This window comes from Sphingomonas sp. CCH9-E2, assembly GCF_001557215.1.
In the GTDB taxonomy this organism is placed as follows: Bacteria; Pseudomonadota; Alphaproteobacteria; order Sphingomonadales; family Sphingomonadaceae; genus Sphingomonas.
Genome location: NZ_LSJM01000005.1, coordinates 1 through 25,586 on the forward strand (window position 1 = coordinate 1; position 25,586 = coordinate 25,586).

Sequence of the window (25,586 nt, forward strand, 5' to 3'; positions counted from 1 at the left end):
CCCGCCGCAGCCAGCGCGTCGATGAAGCGATAGACAAAGGCCGGGCCGCTGCCGGCCAGTGCGGTGACTGCGTCGAACCGCGCGACATCGACCCATTCGACAAGGCCCAGCGGGGCCATCAGCGCCTCCGCCCCGGCCCGCGCGGTGGCAGCGGCGCTGTCGCTGTGCAGCGCGACGACGCCCTTGCCGATCTCGACCGGCAGGTTCGGCATCGCGCGGATGATCGCGCGGCAATCGAACCGCGCCGCCAGCGCCGCTTCCTCGACCCCGGCGAGGATCGACACCAGCAGCGGCACGCCGGCGATCCGCTCGGCAATCTGTTCGGCGATCTGGTCGATCTGTTGCGGCTTGACCCCAAGCATCACCGCGTCGGGCAGCGCGCCATCGGGCAGCACCCGCCCCTGCCGGACGCCATCGGGCAACTCGCGGTCGCTGCGGTTCAGCACGAACACATCCGCCCCCCGCACCGTGCCCGCCGCGATCCAGCGCCGCAGCATCGCCCCGGCCATATTGCCGCACCCGATCAGCCACAGGGTCTTGGGATTGGACAATCGGGCCTCCGGACATTGGCCGCCGGGGCAACGCCGGGCGGAAGTTTACACTGGCTTTACACTATCGCGCATCCCGGCGCGGGATGGGATGCAGGCTGGCGAGGTGGCCATCGGGCGAGCCCGTGTGCCGTCCGTTCTGCGATATGCCGAGGGGGGTGCTTGTAGGAAAGCGAATTTTGGCGGTGAGGATAAAGGTCCGTGATAGCAACGCCTTATAGTATCGCGCATTTACCCGGCTAGATCCCCGTTTGTGCTGAGCTTGTCGAAGCGCCGTTTCTGCGTTCACCGACGGCAGGCTGCGGCCCGTCGACAAGCTCAGGGCAAACGGCTGTCGCGCGATCCGCCCCCCCGGTGGGTCGAAGGGTGCAGGCCGTATGCGTTTGTCGGGCAGTCGCGCGACACGGCATCGGTGGTGGTGCTGCAAGACGCGAGCGGCAAACCCGCCTGATGCTCAGGGTCGCGCCGGACGGCGGCGCGGCGACCGGCTTTCTGATCACGACGCCAGTACGGTGATCATCCGGCCGACGGCGCAAGTGAAGGGCGGACCAAGGCGTCAGCCTATCCGATCAGCGAGAAATTTCCGCTTCGGTCCACCAGCGCAGGTCTGCTCCATCCGGCACGGATGGGACGATCTCCTCCAATACCGAAGCTAGTCTTTCGATGACCTCAGTTGTGGAAATTCGCCTCAGCCAGCGTCTGACATATGGCCTCGATGGTTCGATGAACCAAAGGTGTCCGGATGAATCGAGATAGGAGCCGCAGCCCACCCATAACGGGAATGTCTCATTCGCAATGCGAACACACCATCCCCAATCCTCTTCGAAAACGTCGAGAACGGGAAAACCATGTTCAGGCAGCGTGGCGGCCAGGAAGCGCGCCGCAGTCTCCCCCGCTGGCTCATCATTCGCTAATTCTTCATCTACCAAACTCGCGGCACGAAACTCCAGGTGCGAGCGCACCCTACGCCTCGCCCTGCGTTTCGATCAGCGCGGCGGCGATCGCCTCCTTGGGGGTCTTGCCGCCCCACAGGACGAACTGGAACACCGGGTAAAAGCGTTCGCACTCGTCGATCGCGCTCTCGACCAGCAATTCGGTGTGCTGCAGCGTGATCGCTGCGCCGTCGTCGCCGGGGATCACCGCGGCGTGGCGGTAGAGCAGGATGCCGCTGGACGACCAGAGTTCGAAATGGCCGACCCAGAGCTGTTCGTTGACGAGGCCGATGGTTTCGTAGATCGCGCCGCGGCGTTCGTCCGGGATGCGGACATCCGGGAACGCCAGAAACTGCAGCACGCCGTCATCCTCGCGCCAGATCGCGCGCAGCTCATACTCGGTCCAGCTGCCCTTTACCTTGGCAACGACCTCATCCTCTTCGCGCGTATGACTCCAGCCATGCGCCGCGAAGTAGCTTTCCAGCATGTCGATCGGCGCGGCGTCATCGTCGCGTTCGTATTCGCTCTCGTCGAGCATTCCGGTCGTCCTCCGCCCGGCCCTTGCCTGGCGCAGTTGGTGCCAAGCTACGCCGCGCCGCACAAGCAGCATAGCGTAAACGCGGCGGAAATAGATGTGGAAAAGGCGCCGGTCAGGCGTCGGGCGCGGCCTTTTTGGGCTTCGCCGCCTTAGCCGGTGCAGCGCCGCCAGCGAGCTTTGCCTCAAGCGCCTCGATCCGCGCACGCAGCGCGTCATTTTCGTCGCGCGCCGCCACGGCCATGGCCTTCACCGCCTCGAACTCGTCGCGCGCGACGAAATCCATGCCGCCGACGAAGCTCTTGAACCGCTCACGCGCGGCGCTCTCGCCCTCACGCGCCATGCCGGCCATGGTGCCGGCCGCGCCGTTCACGAACTTCACGAAATCGTCGAAAATGCGGTTGTCGCTCTGCATGTCTTGTTCCTTCGCGGCCTCACCGCACCCGTTTCAGCATCGCTGAAGCCAATTCAGATACTCATTTGGGGCGCGGATTGCGCCGGGACAAGGGTTTCGGCATTCGGGTTGAGCTGATCGATCTGGAAACACAGCCATCCGGCAAAGCACAGCCAGGCCAGATACGGGACCATCAGGATCGCCGCACCGATGCGGATTCGCCCGAACATCACCGTCGTCGCCAGCGCCAGCACCAGGATCACGCCGATCAGCACGAACGCCCAGAAGGGCTGGTGCATGCCGAAGAACAAGGGCGACCAGGCGAGGTTCGCGCCCATCTGGACCGCGAACAGCACCAAGGCCGGGCCGCGCAGCGTCGAGCCGCGCGCGTTGATGATCATCGCGAGCGCCAGGCCCATCAGAACATAGATGACCGCCCACGCCACCGGGAACGCCCAGTCGGGCGGAGTCTGCGCCGGCTTTTGCAGCATCTGATACCACAGGTTTTCGGCGCCGGTCGGGGCGATGCGGGCGGACGCGAAACCGAGCAACAGAATGAACGGGACAGTCACCACTGCCCAGCGCAGAAACGCCAGCCGCAACTGTCCCTTGGACGCAATCTCCATTCCCCGCTCCCCAGTTCTGTAACCCAGCCTATTCGGCCGGTTGCGGCGACGCCATCGCCGCATCAAGCTCCCGGCTCACGGCTTGCGGCGAACCGGTCCACTTGGCAAGCCTGCTATAGAGGATCGGGATCAGGAACAAGGTGATCAAGGTCGCCAGCATGACGCCGAACACGATCACCACCCCGATCGCCGAGCGTGCGCCCGCCCCTGCCCCGCTGGCAATCATCAGCGGGACCGCGCCCGCCGCCGTCGCGATCGACGTCATCAGGATTGCGCGCAGACGCCGCGCCGATGCGATGCGGATCGCTTCGGCAATGCTCTTGCCCTCGTCGCGCAGCTGGTTGGCGAATTCGACGATCAGGATGCCGTTCTTCGCCGCGAGGCCGACGAGCATGACGATGCCGATCTGACTGTAGAGGTTGAGCGTCTTGCCGAAGAAGAACAGGCCCAACATGCCGCCCGCGACCGCCAGCGGCACGGTCATGATGATCACGCCGGGGTGGACGAAACTTTCGAACTGCGCGGCGAGCAGCAGGTAGATGATCAGGATGGTGAGGCCGAACACCAGCAGGATCGACCCGCCGGTCTCGATGAACGCCTGGCTCTCGCCACGATAGCCGACCGCCAGCACTTCGGGCGATTGCGCTGCCTGTTCCTGGAGGAAGGTCAGCGCTTCGCCCAGCGAATAGCCCGGCGCGACGCCGCCCGACAGGGTAATCGCGCGCAGCTTGTTATAGCGGCCGAGATCGCGCGGACCGGAAACTTCGCGGGTGGTGACAAGGTTGGACAGCGGCACCAGCGAGCCATCGCGGGCGCGCACCTGAATCTGCGCGAGGTTGGCGAGGGTCGAGCGGTTCTCCGCATCCGCCTGGACGATCACGCGATATTCCTCGCCCCGGTCGAGATAGGTCGAGACGCGGCGCGAACCAAGCAGGGTCTGCAGCGCCTGGCTGACGTCGTTGACCGATACGCCGAGGTCGCCGGCGCGGGTGGTATCGACCTCGATCCGCATCTGCGGCTTGGTTTCCTTGTAGTCGGAATCGAGGTTGATGATGCCGGGATTGGCGGCAGCGGCGGCAATGATCCGGTCGCGCGCGGCGGCCAGCCCTTCATAGGTGTTGCCCGCCAGCACGAAGTTGATCGGCTGCCCGCGACCGCGTCCCAATGCCGAGCGGACCTGTGCGTTGCCGCGCACCGCCGGTTCGTTGGCGAGGATGCGGTTGATCTGCTGCGCGATGTCCTGCGTCGATTGCTCGCGCTCTTCCCACGGCCTGAGGAACACGATGAACGCGCCGCTGTTGAAATCGTCGCTCGCGCCGAAGCCGCCGGGGGTCCGCGTGATGATCGTGCGAACCGTGCCCTCATCCACCAGCGGCAGCATCTTCTTCTGCACGCCGAGCATATAGGCGTCCATCTGGTCGTAGCCGGTGCCTTCGGGCGCGCTGATCTGCACCTGTGCGATGCCCTGATCCTCGGCCGGCACGAGTTCGGACTGAAGCGTCACGAACGCCGCGCCCGCGGCGAACAGGAAGGCGAGCACGCCGATCAGCGGTAGCAGCGGCTTGAGGATCGCGCGGTCGAGCCAGCGGCTGTAGAAATTCTCGAGCTTGCGGAACTGGTCATCGACCCAGCCGGTGAAGCGGCCGCGCTGTTCCTGCTTCAGCATCTTGGAGCACAGCATCGGCGTGAGGCTGAGCGCGAGGAAGCCGGAAAAGGCGACCGCGCCGATCATCGCCACCGCCAGCTCGCGGAACAAGAGCCCGGTCTGACCGGCGAGGAAACAGATCGGGACGAACACTGCGCACACCACCAGCGTGGTGGAGATGACCGCGAAACCGACCTGCCGCGTGCCCTTGAACGCCGCGACGAGCGGGGTCTCCCCTTCCTCGATCCGGTGATAGACATTTTCGAGCACGACGATGGCGTCGTCGACGACCAGGCCGATTGCGAGCACCAGCGCGAGCAGGGTGAGCAGGTTGATCGAAAAGCCGAACAGCCACAGCACCGCAAAGGCACCGAGCAGACAGATCGGCACCGTCACCGCCGGGATCAGCGTCGCGCGCCAGGAGCCGAGGAACAGGAAGATGACGAGGACGACCAGGATCGCCGCCTCGGCCAAAGTCTGCCACACCTTGTCGATCGCGCGCCCGATGAACAGCGAATCGTCCGACCCGACGGTGATCGTCATGCCCTCGGGCAAATCCGGCTTCATTGCCTCGGCCGCGTCCTTGGCGGCCTGTGCGACCTCCAGCGTGTTCGCGCCCGACTGGCGCACGATGCCGAGGCCTACGGCGGACTGGCCGTTCATCCGGAACGCGCTGTACGGGTTCTCGGCATCGACCTCGACCCGCGCAACATCGCCGAGCCGGACGAGATAGCCGTCCTCGCCGCGCCCGACGATCAGGCCGGCGAAGCTCTCCGCGCTGCCGAATGGGCGTTCGACGCGCAGCGTGCGGTTCTGCTGCTGCGCCTCGAGGCGGCCGGCGGGGAGTTCGACATTCTGGCTGCGCAGCGCGGTTTCGACATTGGCGGGGGTCAGGCCGAACGCGGCGAGCTTGGTCGCATCGAGCCAGATTCGCATCGACGGGCGCGCCTCACCGCCGACGAACACGCGTGCGACGCCGTCAATGGTGCTGAAGCGGTCGGCGAGGTTGCGGTCGACATAGTCGGACAGTTCCAGCCGCGACCAGCCGGGGCGCGAGATGACGAGGAACAGGATCGGCGAACTGTCGGCATCGACCTTGCGCACTTCGGGGGCCAGCGCCTCTTCGGGCAGGTCCTCGGCGACGCTGCCGATGCGGTCGCGCACGTCGTTCGCGGCGGAATCGATGTCGCGGCCCGCGCGGAACTCGATCGACACGTCGGACACGCCATCGCGCGAGCGCGAGGTGATCGTCTCGATCCCCTCGATGCCCGATAGCGCTTCCTCGATCGGCTGGGTAATCCGCGCCTCGATCACGCTCGCCGCGGCGCCGGTATAGGCGGTCTCGACCGACACGACCGGGGGGTCGGTGTCGGGATATTCGCGCACCGACAGGCTGAGGAAGCCGACGATGCCGATGATCGTCAGCAGCATCGCCAACACCGCCGCGAAGACGGGCCGGCGAACCGAGAGATCGGAAATCTGCATCAGTTACCCTTGGCCTGGCCGGCACCCTTTGGCGCGGCATTGCCCGGCCCGGCGGTGCGGACCTGCTGCCCCTCGGCAATCTTGACCACGCCTTCGGTCACGACGCGCTGGCCGGGTTTGAGGCCATGTGTCACCTCGACCAGCCCGTTCTGGCGCAAGCCGGTGCGGATCGGGATGCGCTTCGCCTTGCCGTTTTCAATGACGAAGACGAAGCTCTGCTCGCCCTCGCCCACCACCGCGAGTTCGGGGACGGCGGCGGACGTGCGCGCCTGTGCCTCGATCGTCACGGTCAGCAGCATGCCGGGCTTGAGCTTGCGGTCGCCATTGGCGAGCACCGCGCGGACGGTGGCGGCGCGCGTCTGGGGGTTCAGCACCGGATCGATTGTCGCGACCGTGCCGCGGAACGGCTGATCGGGATAGGCCGCGGCGACCGCGACGATCGCCTGCCCCGGCTGCACCTGCGCCAGCAGGGTTTCGGGCACGGTGAAGTCGAGCTTGATCCGGCTGACGTCGCTGACCGTCGCGATCTCGGTCCCCGCGCTCACCACGGCACCAGCGGAGATGTTGCGCAGCGACACCCAGCCGCCGAACGGCGCGCGCACCACGCGATCGCCGATCGCCGCGCGTGCCTCGGCCGCCTGGGCATTGGCCTGACCGGCGAGCGCGGTCTGCGCATCGACCGCGCTGCGCGTCGCGAAGCCGCGATTCTTGAGTTCCTCGAGCCGGTTGAGCTGCTGCTGCGCTTCGCGGGCGCGGGCCTGTGCCTGCGCCAGCTGGGCGTTCTGCTGCCCGGCTTCCAGCACCGCGATCACCTGACCCCGGCTGACATAGGCGCCGTCGTCGAAGTTGAGGCGCACGATCCGCTGCGTCACCGGGGCGGTCAGCGTGACCTGTTCGTTCGCCCGGGCAGTACCGACGGCATCGATGCGCTCGACAAAGCGTGCCGACTGAACCGCGCCCAAAGTCACAAGCGGGGCTTCCCGCCCCTTTTTCTGCGCAGCATCGCCGCCGCCGCAGGAAGTCAGAGCCGCAGCCGCGGCCGCCAGGACAAGAATCATTCGCATGGGGAAGTGCGCTACACCAACCGGGAGGAACATCAACTATTCCAACCAACTTGTCGCAAAACTGTGTCAGCCTTCATCGCATCTGCGAAGAAACGCTGTGTTTCCAATCGGAACGCGCCGGTCAGTCGGCGGCGAAGCCGAATGGCGATACCCCCGCCTCGCGTTCGTTGACCAGCATCGCGCGACCGGTCGGCGGTGCGCTGCGCTGAGGGCATTCGCGGGTGCAGGCGCGGCAGCCCAGGCCCACCGGCACGGCCTCCCCGCCGAAGTCGATCCCGCGCGCGGCCGCCAGCCCAGTCGCCGCCTCCGCCGCCAGCCCGAGCGTCACCACGAAGCGCGCGCGCACTGCCCCCGCCCAGCCGCCCGGCGGGGCGACGCAGCGCGAGCTGGTGAACCAGCGCGACCCGTCCTCGAGCTGCACCAGCTGCACGATCCGCTCATCGGGCCGGGCAAAGGCGGCATAGGCGTCGAGCAGCGGGCACGGCACGACGGATTCGACCAAAGGCGACCCGCTCGCCCCGGCGAAGCGCTTCGACACCTGCCCCGCCCGGTCGATGCGCAGCATGAAGAAGGGCAGACCGCGCGCGCCGACGCGCTGCAGCGTGGTCAGCCGGTGCGCCACCTGTTCCGCGCTTGCCCCGAAACGGCGGCGTAACAGTTCGAGATCGTATCCGGTCGCCTCGCACGCGCGCAGGAAGCGGGCATAGGGCATCATCACCGCCGCAGCGAAATAGCCCGCCAGATGGCGGCGATAGAGCCGCTCGGCGACGCGGTCGGCGAAGCCGGCGCCGCGTACCAGGGCGTCGATTTCGGTTCGCGCCTCGCTCGCCAGCTGGCGCGCGAGCGCGAAGACGCGGCTGGGCGGATCGAGCGCTTCGGAGAGTTGCAGCTGGCGCGCGTGGAGGTCGAGGCGGACGCGCAGTCCGGCGAGCACCTCGATCGGCAGGACGCGGATCGACAGCTGGTGCTTGACGCGCAGCCGCTCCGCCATCGCGCCGAACGGGTCGCTCGATGCGATACGCAGCTCGTCGGCCAGCGTTTCGGCGGCGGCGTCGAGATCGGCGAAATGGTTGCGCCAGCGCTCGACCTCACGCCGCACCGCAGCGCCGGGATCCTCGGCGTCTCCCGATGCCACCGTGCCGCCTGCGCCGATCCGGTCATAGGCGCGCGCAAAGGCCTCCGCCCCGCCGGGCGCTCCGGCCAACCATTCGGTGAGTTCGCTCCGGTCGATCTCGATATCGGCGAACAACGGGTCTGCCAGCCGCCGCCGCATCGCCTCTTCGCCGCCACCCGGCTCGCCCGCCGCGAGCGTGCGCGGGTCGAAATCGAACACCTGCGCGAGGCCGAGCATCAGCGTGGCGGACAGGGGCCGCTGGTTGCGCTCGACCAGGTTGAGATAGCTGGCCGAGACGCCCAGCATCTCCGCCATCGCCGTCTGGGTCAGCCCCTGCCCCCGCCGCAACCGCCGCACCGCATGCCCCGCGAACAATTTGCGCTCAGCCATGTCCTACAGCCCTTGTTCTAGCTATGTTCGATTCAGTCAGCACGTGTCAATTATTTACATACCATCCACAGCCTTGTCATGCGCGATCTACACCGTGACCCCGCTGACAGCTGATCAGAATTGTCAGGATCGCCATTCGCGAGTCATACAGAATGCACGACAGTTTACAGGAGAAAATCCATGAAGACTCCCGAACCCGCGACTGCCCGCCCGGTCTTCTCGACCGCAGACTTCGCCCTGCTCAAGGAAGCGGTGGCCGATTACACCCGCAAGATCGCCGACGACCCCCGCTCGGTTCAGTTCGCCAACCTCTATCACCGTCTCGGCCGCCTCGGCTGACGCGGCACCGCCTTCCTGGGGAGGAACGATGCCCGCCGGGGAAACCTGGCGGGCATTTGCGTCTGCGATTTGCCCCTGCTAATCCCTCGATTCGAAAACAGGGTATGGAGCAGGATCGCCGGATATGAGCCTCGACGCCGAGACCTTTGACGCATTGATCGACACGGTACGCCGGTTTGTCGCCGAACGGCTGCGCCCGCTTGAGGCCGAGGTCGAAGAGGCGGACGCGATCCCGGCGCAGATCGTCGAGGAGATGAAGGCGCTCGGCCTGTTCGGCCTGTCGATTGCCGAGGAATATGGCGGGCTGGGGCTGACGATGGTCGAGGAATGCCGCGTCGCCCTCGAACTCGGGCGGACGACACCGGCGTTCCGGTCGACCTTCGGGACCAATGTCGGCATCGGCAGCCAGGGCCTGGTCATGGCCGGGACGCCCGAGCAGAAGGCCGAGTGGCTGCCCAAGATCGCCACCGGCGAGATCGTCACCAGCTTTGCGCTGACCGAACCCGATGTCGGCAGCGATAGCGGCGCGGTGAAGGCGCGCGCGGTCAAGGATGGCGATGTCTATCGGCTGAGCGGCACGAAGCGCTACATCACCAATGCCGACAAGGCGTCACTGTTTACGGTGATGGCGCGCACCGGCGACGAACCCGGCGCGCGCGGCGTGTCGGCCTTTCTTGTCCCCCGCGACCTGCCCGGCGTCAGCATCGGCGAGCCCGAGAAGAAGATGGGGCAGAAGGGCGCGAAGGTCGCCGACGTCAACTTCGACGATGTCCCCGTTCCTATCGCCAACCGGCTTGGCGAAGAGGGTGAGGGCTTCAAGATCGCGATGCGCGTGCTCGACCGGGGGCGCTTGCATATCAGCGCGGTCAGTGTCGGCGTGGCCGAGCGGCTGATCGCCGACTGCGTGGCCTATGCGACCGAGCGCAAGCAGTTCGGCAAGCCCATTGCCGAGCACCAGCTGATCCAGGCGATGATCGCCGACAGCAAGACCGAAGCGCTCGCCGCCCGCGCGCTGGTGCTCGAAACCGCCGCCGCCAAGGATGCGGGCAAGGATGTGGTGATGGAGAGCGCGGCGGCGAAGCTGTTCGCCACCGAAATGGTCGGTCGCGTCGCCGACCGCGCGGTGCAGATCTTCGGCGGCGCGGGCTATATCGCCGATTACGGGATCGAGCGGCTGTATCGCGACGTGCGCCTGTTCCGCATCTATGAAGGCACCAGCCAGATCCAGCAGCTGATCATCGCACGCGAGACGCTGAAGCGGGGTGGATAGCGACCAAAAGCCGTCACCCCAGCGCAAGCTGGGGTCTCCCGCGGCAAAGCGAATGGCCTGACGCACAAGACCCCAGCTTGCGCTGGGGTGACGCACTTGGAGAGATAGGATGGACACCAGCAAATTCTTCGACCTGACCGGCAAGGTCGCGCTCGTCACCGGCGGTAGCCGCGGCATCGGCAAGATGATCGCCGAGGGCTTCATCGCCCAGGGGGCGAAGGTCTATATCTCGTCGCGCAAGGCTCCGGCGTGCGAAGAGACCGCCGCCGAACTCGGCCCGAACTGCATTCCGATCCCGATGGATGTGTCGACGGTCGAGGGGTGCAAGGCACTCGCCGCCGCGCTGGCGGAACGCGAGCCGCAGCTCGACATTCTGGTCAACAATGCCGGCGCGGCGTGGGGCGTCGAGTTCGCCGAATTCCCCGAGAGCGGCTGGGACAAGGTGATGGACCTCAACGTCAAATCGCCCTTTTTCCTGACCCAGGCGCTGCACGATCTGCTCAAGGCGCGCGCCAGCCATGATGCGCCGTCGAAGGTGATCAACATCACCTCGATCGACGGGCTGCGGCTCAATCCGTGGGAGACGTACAGCTATCACGCGTCCAAGGCGGCGCTGATCTACCTGACCAAGCGCATGGCGGCGCGGCTGATCCGCGACGGTATCATCGTCACCAGCCTGGCCCCGGGTGCGTTCGCCAGCGAGATGAACCGCGCTGCCCGCGACCATGGCGACGAGGTGGCGAAGCGCATCCCGATGCGTCGCATTGGCACGCCCGAGGACATGGCGGGCGCGGCGATCTTTCTTGCCAGCCGCGCGTCGGACTATGTCGTCGGCGACACGCTGGTCGTGGACGGCGGGCTGGTCAACGCATCGCTGGCCGTCAGTATCGACGCGTAAGGTTTTGCTTCAGCTTCGCTGAACGGCACCAGCCCGCTCCCCCACCCGGCCACCCACAAGGTATCTTCGATGGGTGGCCGGGTGGGGGAGCGGGCTGGTGCCGCAGATTCAGAATCGCTTAATCCGCATCCTCGGTCTGGCCAGCGATCTTGATGTCCTTGCCCAACAGGGTGCGGACATAGATGCGCTGGACCAGCACGAACACGACGACCGTTAGCGGGGCGGCGAGCAGGACGCCGAGGAAGCCGAACAGCAGCCCCGCCGCGACCACGGCGAACAGCAGGATGGCGGGCGGCACGTCGACCGCCTGCTTCTGGATCATCGGCTGCAGGAAATTGCCCTGGATCTGCTGGATGATCAGGAACAGCACGATCGTCCACACCGCCGTAATCGGCGAAACGGTGAAGGCGAGCAGCACGGCGGGAACGCCGGCGATGATCGGGCCGATCATCGGGATGACGTCGAGCAGCCCGGCGATCAGGCCGAGGCCACCTGCGGCCGGCACGCCGAGCAGCGCAAGCCCGGCCCAGGTGAACGCCGCGACGACCAGCGAGGACACCGCCTGCCCCACCATCCAGCCGCGCAGACCGCGCGCGGCATCGTCGATCGCATCGGCCACGGTCGGCTCCGCCCGGCGCGGCATCAGCAGCAACAGCCCGCGGCGATAGACCGCCGGATCGCTGGCGAGGAAGATCGCCGCGACGAAGACAAGCACGAAATTGGCGATGCCGTTGGTGGCGGTCAGCACATAGCCGCCGGCCTGACTGGCGAAGCGCGACACGTCGCTGCTGCCCTGTTCGACCATCTTGCGCACCGACTCGCTGAGGCCGGCGCGCTCGAGAAAGGCGCGGACCTGTTCGATCGCGGGCGGGATGCTGTCCTCAATCGTGTCGAACTCACCCGCGAGCTGCGACCCGAACAGGGTGAACGCACCGCCGAATATGGCGAGGATCAGGATGACCGAGACCCCGAGCGCGGGGCCGCGCCCCATGCCGGTCAAGCGGCTCACCGCCTGAGTGATCACACCGAAAATCGCGGCGAGCACCAACGACGCGAAGATCAGCATGAGGAAGCCCGACAGTTCGAGCAGCATCCACGCAAAGCCCACGATCGCCAGGATCGTGACGGTGACCGTAGCGACGCGGCCGACCGTCGGGAACGCGCTGCCGGTCGGGTCCGATGGGGTGGTCATGCGGTGCGTTGCTCCATTTTAGTGCGGGATTTTCGGCCGTGGCGTTGCGATGCTACCGCGCAACGCTTTGCATCGCCAGCGGCTCCCGAAGCGGCGTACCCGTCGCGGCATTGACGCGGCGCGCGCAGGCGGCTTTCAAGTGGCCATGACCATTTCTTCCTTCACCCCGTCGCGCCGCGGGTTCGTTACTGGCACCCTCGCGCTTGCAGGCAGCCCGGCGGCTGCGATGGCCGCCGCGCCCGATCGGCTGATCGCGGGCACCTATGCCAGCCGGGGCGGTGCGGGCGTGGTGCCGCTCACCGGGACCGCCGATGGCTGGACGGCGGGCGCGCCGGTCGCGGCGATCCGCAACGCGTCGTTTGGCGTGACGTCGCGGGACGGGCGCTTCCGCTATCTGCTCGATGAGAGCGAGGCGGGAACGCTGGGCATTTATGACCGGGCGTTGAAGCCGCTGGACAGCCTGTCCACACTGGGCGCGCATCCGTGCCATGCGGCGCTCAGCCCGGACGGGGGCATGCTCGCCGTCGCCAATTATTCCAGCGGCAACGTGACCGTATGGCGGCTGGACCGCAAGACGGGGCTGCCGGCCGGCGAGGCGCAGAGCGTGGCGCATCGCGGCAGCGGGCCGAACCAGCGGCGGCAGACCGGGCCGCATGCGCATTGGGTCGGATTCAGCCGCGACGGGCGGACGCTCCACGCGGTCGATCTGGGCGCGGATGCAGTGTTCGCGCATCGCGTCGATCCGGCGTCGGGGCGCGTTACGCGCAGCGACGTCGCATATCGCGCCGCGCCCGGATCGGGGCCACGCCACCTTGCCTGGCACCCGCGCCTGCCGGTCGCCTATCTGCTCGCCGAACTGGCGAACACGGTGACGGTGCTGCGTGCAGGTGCCGATGGCGGCTTCACCGCGGGCACGACGCTCTCGACCCTGCCCGCCGGGTTCGACGGACCGTCTTCGGGCGCGCATATCGCGGTCAACCGCGCGGGCACACGGCTGTATCTGTCGAACCGCGGCCATGACAGCATCGCGGTGTTCGCGATCGCGCGTGACGGTGGGCTGAGCCTGATCCAGCATGTCAGCTGCGGCGGACACTGGCCGCGCCTGTTCCTGCTGCGCGAGAATCGCGGCGAGTTGCTCGTCGCCAATGAGCGGTCTGGGAACGTCGCGATACTGCCGATTGGGGCCGAAGGACGCCTTGCGGAGCCAAAGCGGGGGCCGACGATCCCTGGAGTCGTGTTTCTCGCGGACTGATGCTAGCGTGGCAATTTGATCGGCTGCGCGCGCCGACCGAGCGCGCCCGACGCTGCGGCACGCACGATCCGTTGAAAGGTCGGGCACTCCATATGCTGTGGTGCCGGGCACGCCGCTGCATGGCGCAGTCCGTCGCGCATCGCGGTAAGCCGCCGGATCAACAGGTCGAGCTCGTCCGCTTTGGCCCACAGCATGTCGCGGTCGATCACGGCCATGCCCCGCGTATCGAACATCGTTGCGATCTCGTCGAGCGAGAACCCGGCCTGTCGCCCTAGCGCGATCAGCGCCAGCCGTTCGAGTATGCCCGGTGCAAACACCCGCTTGAGCCCTCGTCGCCCGATCGACGCAATCAGACCGCGCTCCTCATAATAGCGCAAGGTCGAGGCAGGCACCCCGGACCGACGCGCAACCGCGTTGATATCGATCGCAGACATCGCTTGACCTCAAGTTGACTTGAAGTGGCAAGGTGCCGCCTCGACCCCACCGAATCAAGCGAAAGGACGAACGATGATCGAGACGATAACCCAGGAGCAGTTGTGGAATGGCCCGGCCGCCGACGCATGGCTGACGATGCAAAGCACGCTCGATCAGCTGTTTGAGCCGTTCGAGACTGCGTTGGTCGATGCGGTAAAAGACCAGGGCGCACGCCACGTTCTCGACATCGGCTGTGGAACTGGCGCGACCACAATTGCAATTGGTCGGGCGATCGCTGGACGCGGCCATGCGACCGGCGCAGACCTATCCGTGCCGATGATCGAGCTCGCCGGCGAGCGCGCTCGGGCGTGCGGCGTTGACGCCCGGTTCATTGCCGGGGACGCGTCGCGCATCGCCGCCAATACGCCGTTCGACATGGCGGTCTCCCGCTTCGGGATCATGTTCTTCGACGACCCGGTGGCCGCCTTTGAACAGATCCGTGCCATGCTGCTGCCGGATGCGCCGTTGACGGCGTTTGCCTGGCGCTCGCCTAAGGAGAACCCGTTCATGACCTGTGCGGAGCGCACCGCCGCGCCCATGCTGCCCCCGCTTCCGCCGCAACAGCCCGACGCGCCGGGTCAGTTTGCTTTTGCGGCAGCGGACCGCGTTCGGACCATCTTGGCCGATGCAGGCTGGTCACGCGTAGTTCTGACGCCATTCGACGTCGAATGCACCATGCCCGTTGCGCGGCTTGACGCCTATCTGTTGCACATGGGGCGCGTCGGTATCGCCCTGAACCAACTCGACGATGCGCCGCGCACCGCCCTGCTGGCGCAGTTGCGGAGGGCATTTGCGCCCTTCGTCGATGGCGACCGCGTCCGGTTCACTGCGGCCTGCTGGCGGATCGACGCACGCGCCTAGCGCGCGATCCCCCCCGCAGCGAGCACCGCCAGCGTCACAAGGTCGCCTGCACTGCTGGTCATCGGTGCGACCTGGACCGGCTTTTCCATGCCGACCAGCATCGGGCCGATCATGCTGTCGCCGCCCAGTTCGCGCAGCAGCTTGGCCGAGATATGCGCGGACTGCAGGCCCGGCATGATCAGGATGTTGGCCGGGCCGGACAGGCGGGCGAAGGGATAGTTGGCGAGCTGACGCGGGTTGAGCGCCACGTCGGGAGCCATTTCGCCTTCATATTCGAAGCTAACGCCGCGCCCGTCGAGCACCTTCACCGCGTCGCGGATATTTTCGAGGAACGCGCCCTTCGGGTTGCCGAAGTTCGAATAGCTGAGGAACGCGACGCGCGGTTCATGGCCCATCTGGCGGGCGACCTGGGCGGTCTGTTCGGCGATGTCGGCCAGTTCCTCGGCGCTGGGGCGTTCATTGACCGTGGTGTCGGCGATGAACACCGTGTGCGACTGGCCGACCATAAGGTGCATGCCGAACGCGGTGCGGCCATCGGCGACGTCGATCACGCGGCGCACTTCGCGCAGCGTCTGCGAATAGGTGCGGGTGACGCCGGTGATCATCGCATCGCCCTCCCCCAGCTGCAGCAACAGCGAGCCGAAGATGTTGCGGTCCTGGTTCACCATCCGCTCGCAGTCGCGGCGCAGATAGCCACGGCGCTGGAGCCGGTTGTACAGGAAATCGACCATCGCCGGGACGAGCGGCGAGTTGCGACTGTTGTGCAGTTCGAAGCTGTCGGGATCGCTGACGCCGAGCGCGCGCAGGCGATCGGGCACATCGTCGCGGCCGACCAGCACCGGCGTACCATAGCCACCGTCGCGGAAGGCGATGGCGGCGCGCAGCACCACTTCCTCCTCCGCCTCGGCGAAGATCACGCGCTTGGGATGCGCGCGCGCGCCTTCATAAGCGAGGGTGAGCACCGAGGTGGTCGGGTTGAGGCGACCGCGCAGCGTGTGGCGATAGGCGGCCATGTCGAGGATCGGCTTGGTCGCAACGCCCGAATCCATCGCGGCCTTGGCCACCGCCATCGACACGACCTCCATCAGGCGCGGATCGAACGGGGCGGGGATGATGTATTCGGGGCCGAAGCTGTGCGCCTTGCCATAAGCGAGCGCGACTTCCTCCGGCACCTGTTCGCGCGCCAGTTCGGCGATGGCGCGGGCGGCGGCGATCTTCATCTCCTCATTCACCGCCGTCGCGCGCACGTCGAGCGCGCCGCGGAAAATGAACGGGAAGCCGAGGACGTTGTTGACCTGATTGGGATAGTCCGACCGGCCGGTGGCGATGATCGCATCGGGGCGCGCGGCCTTGGCCAGTTCGGGGCGGATCTCCGGCTCGGGATTGGCCATGGCGAAGATGATCGGCGCCGGGGCCATGTCCTTGACCATTTCGGGCTTCAGCGCGCCGGCGGCGGACAGGCCGAGGAAGACGTCGGCGCCGACCAAAGCCTCGGTCAGCGTGCGGCGGTCGGTGGTTGCGGCATGCGCCGACTGCCACTGGTTCACCCCTTCGCGATCGGTGGTGATGACGCCGGTGCGGTCGCACATCAGCACATTTTCGTGCCGCACGCCCATCGCCTTCATGAGTTCGGTGCAGGCGATGGCGGCGGCACCCGCGCCGTTCACCACCACCTTGATATCGCCGAGGCTGCGCCCGGTGAGCAGGCAGGCATTGATCAGACCTGCGGCAGTGATGATCGCGGTGCCATGCTGGTCGTCATGAAACACCGGGATGTTCATCCGCTCGCGCAGCGTCTGTTCGATGATGAAGCATTCGGGCGCCTTGATGTCTTCAAGGTTGATCCCGCCGAAGCTGGGTTCGAGCAGTTCGACGCAGTTGATGAAGGCGTCGACATCCTCGGTCTTCACCTCGAGATCGATCGAGTCGACATCGGCGAAGCGCTTGAACAGCACCGCCTTGCCCTCCATCACCGGCTTGGACGCCAATGCCCCCAGATTGCCCATGCCCAAAATGGCCGTGCCGTTGGAGATGACCGCGACGAGATTACCCTTGGCAGTATAGTCATAGGCCGTGGCGGGGTCGTCGGCGATCGCCTGGACCGGGACCGCGACGCCGGGAGAATAAGCGAGCGCGAGGTCGCGCTGCGTGGTCAGTGGCTTGCTCGCCACGATCTCGATCTTGCCGGGCCGGCCCTCCGAGTGGAACAGCAGCGCCTCGCGCTCGGAAAACTGGATATTGGCTTCATCGGACATTTTGCTCTCCCGGTCGGCTTCCCTTTAGGGGCGAGCGGGCGCGGATTGCAACGCGCCTTGACGCAGCGTCATGCGCTATTCACGGCAACAATCGGCGCATGAAGCCATGCCGAGCGTGCGGATTTCCGCACATCGGGTTCATCCACACGAATCATCGGCACCGCAACCGGCCCCCGTTGCCGCATCGCAAGGGCTCGGCTACCCGGGCGCAATGACCGCCGCTCCCACTCCGATGATGGCGCAGTATCTGGCGCTCAAGGCGGAGTCGCAGGACTGCCTGCTGTTCTATCGCATGGGCGATTTCTTCGAGCTGTTCTTCGACGATGCGAAGATCGCCAGCAATGTCCTCGACATCGCGCTGACGTCGCGCGGGGAGCACGGCGGCGACAAGATTCCGATGTGCGGCGTGCCCGCGCATTCGGCGGAGGGGTATCTCGCGCGCTTGATCAAGGCGGGGCATCGCGTCGCCATTGCCGATCAGATCGAGACGCCCGAAGAGGCGAAGAAGCGCGGCGGATCCAAGGCGCTGGTCGCACGGGCGATCATCCGCGTCGTGACGGCCGGCACGCTGACCGAAGAGGCGCTGCTCGACAGCCGCAGCGCGAACTGGTGCGCCGCGATCGGCGAGGCGGGCGGCACGGTCGCGATTGCGGCGGCGGATATCTCCACGGGCCGGTTCGAGCTGCTCGAATGCAGCGCGGATGCGGTCGCGGCGGTGCTGGCGCAGCTCAACCCGGCGGAGATCGTCGTGGCGGAGGGGAGCGAGGCGGAGATGCTCGCCACCACCACCCGCCCGCGCGGCGAGTTCGACAGCAGCCGGGGCGAGGCGCGGATCAAGGCGCTGTTCGGCGTGGCGACGCTGGACGGGTTCGGCCAGTTCGGACGCGCGGCGCTGGCGGCTGCCGGGGGTCTGATCGCCTATCTCGACCATACGGCGAAGGGCGCCCTGCCCTTTCTGCGCCCGCCGCGCATCACCCGGTCGGATGCGTGCATGGCGATCGATGCGGCGACGCGCGAGAGCCTGGAGCTGACGCAGAGCCAGTCGGGGACGCGCAAGGGCAGCCTGCTCGATGCGGTCGACCGGACGGTGACCGGCGCGGGTGCGCGGTTGCTCGGGCAGGATCTCGCCGCGCCGCTGATGGATGTCGGCGCGATCGAGGCGCGGCTGGACCTGGTGCAGCGGTTTCACGAGGACCCGGGCCTACGTGAGGATGTGCGCGGGGCGTTGCGTAGCCTGCCCGATATCGGGCGCGCGTTGGGGCGGCTGGCGGCGGGGCGTGGCAGCCCGCGCGACCTGGGGCAGCTACGCGACGGGCTGGATGGCGCGTGGCGGCTGGGCGAGAAACTGGGGCGGCTGACGGATGTACCCGCACTGCTCGCCGAGCTTGCGCCGCAGCTGCGCGGGCATGGGGCGCTGATTGACTTGTTGCAGCGCGCGCTCGTCCCTGCCCCGCCGATCGATGCGGCGCATGGCGGCTATATTGCCGAGGGCTATGACGCCGCGCTCGACGATCTGCGCGATGCGGGCGCGGGCGGGCGGCGCGCCATCGCGGCGCTCGAGGCGCAGTATCGCGACCGCACCGGCATCGCCGCGCTCAAGATCAAGCATAACGGCGTGCTCGGTTATCATATCGAGGTGGCGGCGAAACATGCCGATGCGCTGATGATGGCGGATAGCGGCTTCACCCATCGCCAGACGCTGGCCGGGGTGGTGCGCTTCAACGCGCCCGAGCTGCACGAGATTGCGGTCAAGGTGACGCAGGCGGGCGCGCATGCGCTGGCGGCGGAGGCGGCGCATCTGGAGGATCTGACCGCCGCCGCGCTGGCGACGCGCGAGGCGATTGCCGCGACCGCGGATGCACTCGCCCGGCTCGACGTGGCGGCGGGGCTGGCGGAGCGCGCGGCGGAGGGCGGCTGGACGCGACCCGCTCTGGTCGAGCACGCCTGTTTCGAGGTCGAGGGCGGGCGGCACCCGGTGGTGGAGACGGCGCTGGCGCGGAGCGGCGAGCGCTTTGTCGCAAATGACTGCGTGCTGTCCGAACGCAACCGGCTGTGGCTGGTCACCGGGCCGAATATGGGCGGCAAATCGACCTTTTTGCGCCAGAATGCGCTGATCGCGGTGCTGGCGCAGGCGGGGGCCTATGTCCCGGCGGCGCGGGCGAAGCTGGGGCTGGTGGACCGGTTGTTCAGCCGGGTGGGCGCTTCGGACAATCTCGCGCGCGGGCGATCGACCTTCATGGTCGAGATGGTCGAGACCGCGGCGATCCTGGCGCAGGCGACGCCGCGCAGCTTCGTCATTCTCGACGAGGTCGGGCGCGGGACCAGCACCTATGACGGCCTTGCCATCGCCTGGGCGGTGGTCGAGGCGATCCATGAGGATAATCGCTGCCGCTGCCTGTTCGCGACGCATTATCACGAGCTGACGCGGCTGGCGGAGCGGTGCGAGGCGCTGTCGCTGCACCATGTCCGGGCGCGCGAGTGGAAGGGCGATCTGGTGCTGCTGCACGAGGTGGCGGAGGGGCCGGCGGACCGCAGCTATGGCCTGGCCGTCGCGCGGCTTGCGGGGCTACCACCGATGACGATCAGCCGGGCCAAGGCGGTGCTCGCCAAGCTGGAGGCGGGGCGCGAGAAGACCGGCGGGATCGCGGCGGGGCTGGACGACCTGCCGCTGTTTGCCGCGATGGTGGCGGAGGAAGCGGCGCCGGTCGATCCGTTGCGCGCGGAACTCGCGGCGCTCGACGTCGACGCGCTGAGCCCGCGCGAGGCGCTGGACGCGCTGTACCGGCTCAAGGCATTGAGTGACGCATGATGCGCAACAATGGCTTTTTCGGACTGTTGTGGGTGATCTACGCCAGCTCGCGCGAGGGGTTCGGCAAGCGGCGCGCGGCCGAGGTGATGGTGGTGGCGGCGGTGATCCTGGCAACGCCGTTGCTGATCGTCGCGCTCCTAATCTGGCTGCTGCTTCTCTTCATTTAATAGGGCGGATCGCGCCGCGCGCGCTGGGCCTTGGCCGCCTCGACCCACCATAGGAAATCATCGGCGAAGCGCGGGAAGGCGCGGGTGAGCGACGCCCCGCCCTCCCCCTGCGGCACGTCGTCGGCATCGATCGCCTGGCCGATCTGGCCCACCGTCAGCGTGGAGGAGATCACGACCATGCCCATTTCGCTGAGAGTCGGGTGCCACAAGGAATTGCTGCGCGCGCCGGCGAGCCGTCCAGCGGAGTAGCTGGCGATCGCGGCGGGACGCCAGAACCATTCCTCCAGAAAGTGGTCGGTCAGGTTCTTGAGGCCGGGCTGCATGCCCCAGTTGTATTCGCCGGTGACGAACAGGAATCCGTCCGCCGTCTTGATCTTGGTGGCGAGCGCCTCCATCGCTTCGGGCGCCTCGCCCTTCGGATATTCCTTGTACATCCGGTCGAGCATCGGGAGGCCGATTTCCATCGCGTCGATCAGTTCGGCGTCGCAGCCCTTGGCCGTGAGCTGTGCGGTCAGCCAGCGGGCGAGGCGGATGCCCATGCGGTCGCGGCGGTAGGAGCCGTAGAGAACGAGGATGCGGTCGGACATGATCGGCGGGCCTTTCGCTCGACAGGGCGGTGTTGACATGGATAGTTGGCGGCGGGGGAAAATCCATGAGCGAGTTCGAGTTCATCTTTGCGTTGTTCGGGCTGCTGCTCGGCCTATCGATCGTCGAAGTGCTGGGCGGCCTGGCCCGGGCGATCGAGGCGCGGTTGCGGCCCGGGGCGACGGTGCGGATCGGGTGGCTGACGCCGCTGCTGGGCGTTTTCGTGCTGCTCGACCTCCTGTCCTTTTGGCAGGCGGCGTGGATGACGCGGGACGTGGTCGGCGTGTCCGGCCATTCGCTGATGGCGATCACCGTCTTTGCCAGCGCTTATTATCTCGCCGCGCATCTGGTGTTTCCGCGGGAGCCGGGTGAGCATGCGGAGCTGGACAGCCATTTCTTTCGGGTTCGGCGGATCGTGCTGGGCGTCATGCTGGCGCTGCTGGCGTGCCAGATCGGATTTTATCTTGCGACGCCGGCGATGGCCGGAGTGCTGATGCGGCCGCTGGCAATCGCGCTGACGGTGGTGCTGGCGGCGCTGATGGTGGCGGCGATGCTGGTGCGCGGCCAGCGGTTGAGCGTCGCGGTGATGGTGGCGCTCGTGGCGCGCTATCTGGTCGTTTACCTGCTTTGAAATGAAAGAGGCCACCGGGGCCATCTCTGGCACCCGGTGACCTCCGACATGGTCAGCGGCCGGAGAGCTCCAGCCCGGGAGACCATGCGGACCGCTTTCGCATCTGCGGCGTCGTTGATTGGAGGAGGATACCTCCCGAACGCCAGATCGGATGGAGCGCCTCCGGCGGCCATCCGACGCAGAAACTTAGCGGCGCGTCTCCCGAACGAACTGAACCGACCTCACTGCTGAACCATGAGACATCGGATCACCTCCTTTCGCTTGTTGAAACGGCGTACCCTGATTTGGGTACATGCCCAATGTGGCGACTTCGGCAGGTGAGAACAAGTCTTGTAATTATCCGAAATTTATACGATTCTGGAGTTCTGGCGCGGATTGATCAGCGCCGACAATCCTCCACCACCCGCTGTACTTCCGCCCAGCTTGGCACGACCAGCGGCGCGAGCGGCGGCATTTCCACCACGAAGCGGCCACGGCTGTACCCCATCGCGTCGAGGATCGGGTCGGTCGCGGGCAGCGTCACCGCGAGATAGGGCTGCGCACCGGGTGTCGGACGCGCGGCAAGGCTGCGCGCGGTGGTCGAGGTGCGGATGGTGATCGGCCCCGCCGCCTCACCGCGCCGGGCGATCTGCACCTGCCGCGTCGCACGGTCGCAGCGCAGCGAGAGTTCGGGCTGATCGGCGCGCAGGCCGAACGACGCGATCGTGCCCTGCCCTTCCTGCCGGTAGCTCCAGTCACCCCGTGCAGCCGGCCAATCGCGCCAGTCGCTGCTGGCGGGCGGCGGCGGCGGTGGCACCGGAACGGGCGGCGGGGCCGGCACCGGGCGCATCGGCGGCGCCGGGGCAGGGGCCGGCGGAACGACGTTCGAGCAGCTGGCGAGAGCGACCGACGCGGCGAGCAGGGGAATGAAACGCATGGCGTGCCTTATGGGCGAAGGGGCCGCGTGGCTCAACCGGCTCACCGCTTCCCCCCACCCCATTTGCGCTGCACCTTGCCGAAGCGGGTCTTGCGCGTGCCGGGCTTGCCTTCGTTGCTGCGGCCCATCACCGGGGCCTTGCGGTCGCCTGCGGGCAGGCCGAGTTCTTCGGCCTCCAGCGCACGGATTTCGTCGCGGAGGCGGCCGGCTTCCTCGAACTCCAGGTTCGCGGCGGCGTTGCGCATCTTCTTTTCGAGTTCCTCGATGTACGCGCGGAGGTTGTGGCCGACCATGTGGGCCGGGCCGTCCTCGATCTCGACCGTCACCTGATCCTTGCTCGCGACATGGGCAATGATGTCGCCAATATTGCGCTTGATCGTGGTCGGGGTGATGCCGTGTTCGCGGTTATATGCCTCCTGCTTTTCGCGGCGGCGGCTGGTTTCGTTGAGCGCGCGCTCCATGCTGCCGGTGATGCGATCGGCATAGAGGATCACGCGACCCTCGACGTTGCGCGCGGCGCGGCCGATCGTCTGGATCAGCGAGGTTTCGGAGCGGAGGAACCCTTCCTTGTCCGCGTCGAGGATCGCGACCAGCCCGCATTCGGGAATGTCCAAGCCTTCGCGCAGCAGGTTGATCCCGATCAGCACGTCATACACGCCCATGCGCAGGTCGCGGATCAGCTCGATCCGCTCCAGCGTTTCGACGTCGCTGTGCATGTAGCGGACCTTGATCCCCGCTTCGTGCATATATTCGGTCAGATCCTCGGCCATGCGCTTGGTCAGCGTGGTGACGAGGGTGCGGTAGCCCATCTCCGCGGTCTTGCGGCACTCGACGATCAGGTCCTGGACCTGCTCCTCGACCGGCTTGATCTCGACCGGCGGGTCGATCAGGCCGGTGGGGCGGATCACCTGCTCCGAGAACACGCCGCCGGTCTGCTCCATTTCCCAGCCGCCGGGCGTCGCCGAGACGCTGACGGTCTGCGGGCGCATCGCATCCCATTCGTTGAAGCGCAGCGGGCGGTTGTCGATGCAGCTGGGGAGGCGGAAGCCATATTCGGCGAGCGTGATCTTGCGCCGATGGTCGCCGCGCGCCATCGCGCCGATCTGCGGCACCGTCTGGTGGCTTTCATCGACGAACAGGATCGCATTTTCGGGCAGATATTCGAACAGCGTCGGCGGCGGCTCGCCGGGGAGGCGGCCGGTGAGGAAGCGACTGTAATTCTCGATCCCCGCGCAGCTGCCGGTCGCGGCGATCATCTCGAGGTCGAAATTGGTGCGCTGCTCCAGCCGCTGCGCTTCGAGCAACTTCCCCTCGAGATGCAGCTCCTTCAGCCGCTCGGCGAGCTCGTGCTTGATCGCCTCCATCGCCTGTTTGAGCGTCGGGCCGGGCGTGACGTGGTGCGAGTTGGCGTAGACGCGGATGCTGTCGAGGCTCGCCACCTTGCTTCCGGTCAGCGGGTCGAATTCGGTAATCTCCTCGATATCATCGCCGAAGAAGCTGATCCGCCAGGCGGTGTCCTCATAATGCGACGGGAAGATTTCGAGGCTGTCGCCGCGCACCCGGAAATTGCCGCGCGCGAAGGCGGCGTCGTTGCGCTTGTACTGGAGCGCGACGAGCTTGCGAATGATCTCGCGCTGATCGGCGACCTGGCCCTTCTTGAGGTCGAAGATCATCGCCGAATAGGTTTCGACCGAGCCGATGCCGTAGAGGCAGGAGACCGAGGCGACGATGATCACGTCGTCGCGTTCGAGCAGCGAGCGGGTGGCCGAATGGCGCATCCGGTCGATCGCCTCGTTCACCGAGCTTTCCTTCTCGATGTAGGTATCCGACCGGGGGACGTACGCCTCCGGCTGGTAATAGTCGTAATAGCTGACGAAATATTCGACCGCATTCTCCGGGAAGAAGCTCTTGAACTCGCCATAGAGCTGGGCGGCGAGGATCTTGTTGGGAGCGAGGATCAGCGCCGGACGCTGAAGATTGTTGATCACGCTCGCCATGGTGAAGGTCTTGCCCGAGCCGGTGACGCCGAGCAGCACCTGATCGCGCTCGCCCGCCAGCGCGGCTTCGGTCAGTTCCTTGATCGCGGTCGGCTGGTCGCCGGCCGGGGAATAGTCGCTGACCAGCTTGAACGGCCGCCCGCCCTCGCTCTTTTCGGGGCGGTTCGGGCGGTGGGGAACGAAACCGGGGCCGGTTTCGGGCTCGGCAAGGCTGGTGCGGATCTGGATCGCCATGGGGGGAATATGGGGCCTTCACATGGGGGTGCAAATGGGGACGACCGTCAGGCTGACAGACGATGCTGACAAAAACGCCGGGGTTTCACGGCGGTTTCCCAGAGCGCGGGTTGGCGAACGCAACTCTGACGCACCGCCGCAGCGACCGTCGTAAGACTGCAGCGCGATCGCAACGCGGCGGTGAAACGACGCCGACGCGACACCGAAGCGACAGCATTGCGACGACGATGCGACAGCCGCGTGACGCGCGTGTGGCGGACGGACAGGACGACGGCGGCGCATCCGAAACCGGTCGAGGATGATGCAGCTTGCATCCGACGACCCTAGCATGAAGATCAGAACAAATAAAGAACAATTGCCGCTTTGTCTGTTGCGCTTAGCCGAGCCACGGTCCAGCATTGCCGCAAAATCGAGAGGAGCCCATCCATGCGCACCATCGCCTTCACCCCCATCGCAGTCCTCACCCTTGCCGCCTGTGGCAGCGGGGGCGTGTCCGTCACCAATGCCTCGCCCGAGGAGGTCGCGGCCAAGGTCGATGCGGCGGGTGGGGCCAAGTTCAATCCGGGCGAATGGGAGACGACGGTCGAGACGGTGTCGATCGACATCCCCGGACTCGAGGGCCCGGTGAAGGACGAAATGACCAAGATGATGCTGCAGAAGAAGCAGATCGGGAAGAATTGCGTGACACCGGAACAGGCCAAGTCGCCGCCGGCCGAGGTGCTTGCGCAGAGCAAGGGTCGCTGCACCTATGAAACATTCACCATGGCGGGCGGCAAGATCGACGGTACGCTGGTCTGCGATGCCGACACCGGCAAGATGACGATGAAGATCAGCGGCACGTTCAGCGACGATGCGTTCGCGATCGATAACGAGATGGAAACATCGATGCCCGGCGGCGCGCGGACGATGAAGATCAAGGCCAAGACCAGCGGGAAGCGGCTGGGGGATTGTCCGGGGACGAAGGCTTAGCATT

Annotated in this window: 23 protein-coding genes; 9 read left to right on the forward strand and 14 right to left on the reverse strand. The window is 66.7% G+C overall.

Going from position 1 to position 25,586, the window contains the following annotated elements; genetic code table 11:
* From AX681_RS00235 to AX681_RS00265, 8 genes are all read right to left on the reverse strand, one after another.
* Positions 1–551 (reverse strand): pyrroline-5-carboxylate reductase family protein (locus tag AX681_RS00235; RefSeq protein WP_231734832.1); only part of this gene is annotated, 551 nt, incomplete at its 3' end.
* A 566-nt stretch (positions 552–1,117) separates the two neighbouring features.
* Positions 1,118–1,510, reverse strand: coding sequence for a hypothetical protein (locus tag AX681_RS21690; RefSeq protein WP_156442842.1), 393 nt, complete (start codon positions 1,508–1,510; stop codon positions 1,118–1,120).
* Between the two features lies 1 nt (position 1,511).
* Positions 1,512–2,018: a YbjN domain-containing protein gene (locus tag AX681_RS00240; RefSeq protein ID WP_066662333.1), complete on the reverse strand. Its 507-nt coding sequence runs from the start codon at positions 2,016–2,018 to the stop codon at positions 1,512–1,514.
* A 112-nt stretch (positions 2,019–2,130) separates the two neighbouring features.
* Entirely contained in the window at positions 2,131–2,430 is a 300-nt protein-coding gene (locus AX681_RS00245; protein WP_066662336.1) for an accessory factor UbiK family protein, read from the reverse strand.
* A gap of 53 nt (positions 2,431–2,483) precedes the next feature.
* Positions 2,484–3,035 carry a TspO/MBR family protein gene (locus AX681_RS00250; RefSeq protein WP_066662344.1) on the reverse strand — a complete coding sequence of 184 codons (552 nt, stop codon included), beginning with the start codon at positions 3,033–3,035 and terminating at the stop codon, positions 2,484–2,486.
* Between the two features lie 28 nt (positions 3,036–3,063).
* On the reverse strand, positions 3,064–6,165 hold the full coding sequence (locus AX681_RS00255; RefSeq protein WP_066681497.1) for an efflux RND transporter permease subunit: 3,102 nt from the start codon (positions 6,163–6,165) through the stop codon (positions 3,064–3,066).
* Entirely contained in the window at positions 6,165–7,229 is a 1,065-nt protein-coding gene (locus tag AX681_RS00260) for an efflux RND transporter periplasmic adaptor subunit (protein ID WP_066656223.1), read from the reverse strand. Before AX681_RS00260 ends, AX681_RS00255 begins: the two co-directional genes overlap by 1 nt.
* Positions 7,230–7,350: 121 nt before the next feature.
* Positions 7,351–8,733 (reverse strand): helix-turn-helix domain-containing protein, encoded by a 1,383-nt coding sequence (locus AX681_RS00265; RefSeq protein WP_066656225.1) that lies wholly within the window; start codon positions 8,731–8,733, stop codon positions 7,351–7,353.
* Positions 8,734–8,913: 180 nt separating this feature from the next.
* Between AX681_RS00265 and AX681_RS22220 the strand changes: the two genes are divergently transcribed.
* The 3 genes from AX681_RS22220 to AX681_RS00275 all read left to right on the forward strand — a co-directional run bounded on the left by AX681_RS22220 (position 8,914) and on the right by AX681_RS00275 (position 11,240).
* Entirely contained in the window at positions 8,914–9,072 is a 159-nt protein-coding gene (locus tag AX681_RS22220) for a hypothetical protein (protein ID WP_186456931.1), read from the forward strand.
* Positions 9,073–9,196: 124 nt separating this feature from the next.
* Positions 9,197–10,342 (forward strand): acyl-CoA dehydrogenase family protein, encoded by a 1,146-nt coding sequence (locus tag AX681_RS00270; protein ID WP_066656227.1) that lies wholly within the window; start codon positions 9,197–9,199, stop codon positions 10,340–10,342.
* Positions 10,343–10,451: 109 nt separating this feature from the next.
* A complete protein-coding gene (locus AX681_RS00275) occupies positions 10,452–11,240 on the forward strand; it encodes an SDR family oxidoreductase (RefSeq protein WP_066681500.1) in 789 nt (262 codons plus the stop codon).
* 118 nt (positions 11,241–11,358) lie between these two features.
* On the opposite strand, the gene AX681_RS00280 is transcribed toward AX681_RS00275, so the two are convergent.
* Complete coding sequence (locus AX681_RS00280) at positions 11,359–12,432, reverse strand: AI-2E family transporter (protein ID WP_066656987.1); 1,074 nt, start codon at positions 12,430–12,432, stop codon at positions 11,359–11,361.
* Between the two features lie 145 nt (positions 12,433–12,577).
* Here AX681_RS00280 and AX681_RS00285 point away from each other — a divergent pair, with 145 nt between their 5' ends.
* Positions 12,578–13,684 (forward strand): lactonase family protein, encoded by a 1,107-nt coding sequence (locus tag AX681_RS00285; RefSeq protein WP_066681506.1) that lies wholly within the window; start codon positions 12,578–12,580, stop codon positions 13,682–13,684.
* A gap of 2 nt (positions 13,685–13,686) precedes the next feature.
* Here the strand turns inward: AX681_RS00285 and AX681_RS00290 are convergent, their stop codons facing one another.
* A complete protein-coding gene (locus tag AX681_RS00290; RefSeq protein WP_066657962.1) occupies positions 13,687–14,118 on the reverse strand; it encodes a helix-turn-helix domain-containing protein in 432 nt (143 codons plus the stop codon).
* 73 nt (positions 14,119–14,191) lie between these two features.
* Here AX681_RS00290 and AX681_RS00295 point away from each other — a divergent pair, with 73 nt between their 5' ends.
* Positions 14,192–15,019, forward strand: coding sequence for a class I SAM-dependent methyltransferase (locus AX681_RS00295; protein ID WP_066657960.1), 828 nt, complete (start codon positions 14,192–14,194; stop codon positions 15,017–15,019).
* Here AX681_RS00295 and AX681_RS00300 read toward each other — a convergent pair.
* Complete coding sequence (locus AX681_RS00300) at positions 15,016–17,274, reverse strand: NADP-dependent malic enzyme (protein WP_066657958.1); 2,259 nt, start codon at positions 17,272–17,274, stop codon at positions 15,016–15,018. The two genes, AX681_RS00295 and AX681_RS00300, sit on opposite strands and share 4 nt — an antisense overlap.
* 232 nt (positions 17,275–17,506) lie before the next feature.
* Here AX681_RS00300 and mutS point away from each other — a divergent pair, with 232 nt between their 5' ends.
* Positions 17,507–20,083 carry a DNA mismatch repair protein MutS gene (gene mutS, locus AX681_RS00305; RefSeq protein WP_066657949.1) on the forward strand — a complete coding sequence of 859 codons (2,577 nt, stop codon included), beginning with the start codon at positions 17,507–17,509 and terminating at the stop codon, positions 20,081–20,083.
* A complete protein-coding gene (locus tag AX681_RS21695) occupies positions 20,080–20,250 on the forward strand; it encodes a hypothetical protein (RefSeq protein ID WP_156442628.1) in 171 nt (56 codons plus the stop codon). The genes mutS and AX681_RS21695 overlap by 4 nt, the downstream gene beginning before the upstream one ends.
* On the opposite strand, the gene AX681_RS00310 is transcribed toward AX681_RS21695, so the two are convergent.
* Entirely contained in the window at positions 20,247–20,837 is a 591-nt protein-coding gene (locus tag AX681_RS00310) for an NADPH-dependent FMN reductase (RefSeq protein WP_066657946.1), read from the reverse strand. The two genes, AX681_RS21695 and AX681_RS00310, sit on opposite strands and share 4 nt — an antisense overlap.
* A 65-nt stretch (positions 20,838–20,902) precedes the next feature.
* Here AX681_RS00310 and AX681_RS00315 point away from each other — a divergent pair, with 65 nt between their 5' ends.
* The gene (locus AX681_RS00315) at positions 20,903–21,466 is read left to right on the forward strand and encodes a hypothetical protein (RefSeq protein ID WP_066657944.1); all 564 of its coding nucleotides are present in this window, start codon (positions 20,903–20,905) and stop codon (positions 21,464–21,466) included.
* 379 nt (positions 21,467–21,845) lie between these two features.
* Here AX681_RS00315 and AX681_RS00320 read toward each other — a convergent pair whose 3' ends face one another.
* Complete coding sequence (locus AX681_RS00320) at positions 21,846–22,382, reverse strand: hypothetical protein (protein WP_082737866.1); 537 nt, start codon at positions 22,380–22,382, stop codon at positions 21,846–21,848.
* 41 nt (positions 22,383–22,423) lie between these two features.
* A complete protein-coding gene (gene uvrB / locus AX681_RS00325) occupies positions 22,424–24,613 on the reverse strand; it encodes an excinuclease ABC subunit UvrB (RefSeq protein WP_066657939.1) in 2,190 nt (729 codons plus the stop codon).
* 426 nt (positions 24,614–25,039) lie between these two features.
* Between uvrB and AX681_RS00330 the strand changes: the two genes are divergently transcribed.
* Positions 25,040–25,582, forward strand: coding sequence for a DUF3617 domain-containing protein (locus AX681_RS00330; protein WP_066657937.1), 543 nt, complete (start codon positions 25,040–25,042; stop codon positions 25,580–25,582).
* Positions 25,583–25,586: the final 4 nt, after the last annotated feature.

Excerpts from the sequence above, each read along its gene's own strand:
- AX681_RS00280 (WP_066656987.1), bottom strand. The coding sequence starts at position 12,432 with ATGACCACCCCATCGGACCCGACCGGCAGCGCGTTCCCGACGGTCGGC.
- AX681_RS00295 (WP_066657960.1), top strand. The coding sequence starts at position 14,192 with ATGATCGAGACGATAACCCAGGAGCAGTTGTGGAATGGCCCGGCCGCC.
- AX681_RS22220 (WP_186456931.1), top strand. The coding sequence starts at position 8,914 with ATGAAGACTCCCGAACCCGCGACTGCCCGCCCGGTCTTCTCGACCGCA.
- AX681_RS00310 (WP_066657946.1), bottom strand. The coding sequence starts at position 20,837 with ATGTCCGACCGCATCCTCGTTCTCTACGGCTCCTACCGCCGCGACCGC.
- AX681_RS00315 (WP_066657944.1), top strand. The coding sequence starts at position 20,903 with ATGAGCGAGTTCGAGTTCATCTTTGCGTTGTTCGGGCTGCTGCTCGGC.
- AX681_RS21695 (WP_156442628.1), top strand. The coding sequence starts at position 20,080 with ATGATGCGCAACAATGGCTTTTTCGGACTGTTGTGGGTGATCTACGCC.
- AX681_RS00260 (WP_066656223.1), bottom strand. The coding sequence starts at position 7,229 with ATGCGAATGATTCTTGTCCTGGCGGCCGCGGCTGCGGCTCTGACTTCC.
- AX681_RS00240 (WP_066662333.1), bottom strand. The coding sequence starts at position 2,018 with ATGCTCGACGAGAGCGAATACGAACGCGACGATGACGCCGCGCCGATC.
- AX681_RS00275 (WP_066681500.1), top strand. The coding sequence starts at position 10,452 with ATGGACACCAGCAAATTCTTCGACCTGACCGGCAAGGTCGCGCTCGTC.
- mutS (WP_066657949.1), top strand. The coding sequence starts at position 17,507 with ATGATGGCGCAGTATCTGGCGCTCAAGGCGGAGTCGCAGGACTGCCTG.
- uvrB (WP_066657939.1), bottom strand. The coding sequence starts at position 24,613 with ATGGCGATCCAGATCCGCACCAGCCTTGCCGAGCCCGAAACCGGCCCC.
- AX681_RS00250 (WP_066662344.1), bottom strand. The coding sequence starts at position 3,035 with ATGGAGATTGCGTCCAAGGGACAGTTGCGGCTGGCGTTTCTGCGCTGG.
- AX681_RS00255 (WP_066681497.1), bottom strand. The coding sequence starts at position 6,165 with ATGCAGATTTCCGATCTCTCGGTTCGCCGGCCCGTCTTCGCGGCGGTG.
- AX681_RS00330 (WP_066657937.1), top strand. The coding sequence starts at position 25,040 with ATGCGCACCATCGCCTTCACCCCCATCGCAGTCCTCACCCTTGCCGCC.
- AX681_RS00320 (WP_082737866.1), bottom strand. The coding sequence starts at position 22,382 with ATGCGTTTCATTCCCCTGCTCGCCGCGTCGGTCGCTCTCGCCAGCTGC.
- AX681_RS00285 (WP_066681506.1), top strand. The coding sequence starts at position 12,578 with ATGACCATTTCTTCCTTCACCCCGTCGCGCCGCGGGTTCGTTACTGGC.
- AX681_RS00300 (WP_066657958.1), bottom strand. The coding sequence starts at position 17,274 with ATGTCCGATGAAGCCAATATCCAGTTTTCCGAGCGCGAGGCGCTGCTG.
- AX681_RS00290 (WP_066657962.1), bottom strand. The coding sequence starts at position 14,118 with ATGTCTGCGATCGATATCAACGCGGTTGCGCGTCGGTCCGGGGTGCCT.
- AX681_RS00245 (WP_066662336.1), bottom strand. The coding sequence starts at position 2,430 with ATGCAGAGCGACAACCGCATTTTCGACGATTTCGTGAAGTTCGTGAAC.
- AX681_RS00270 (WP_066656227.1), top strand. The coding sequence starts at position 9,197 with ATGAGCCTCGACGCCGAGACCTTTGACGCATTGATCGACACGGTACGC.
- AX681_RS00265 (WP_066656225.1), bottom strand. The coding sequence starts at position 8,733 with ATGGCTGAGCGCAAATTGTTCGCGGGGCATGCGGTGCGGCGGTTGCGG.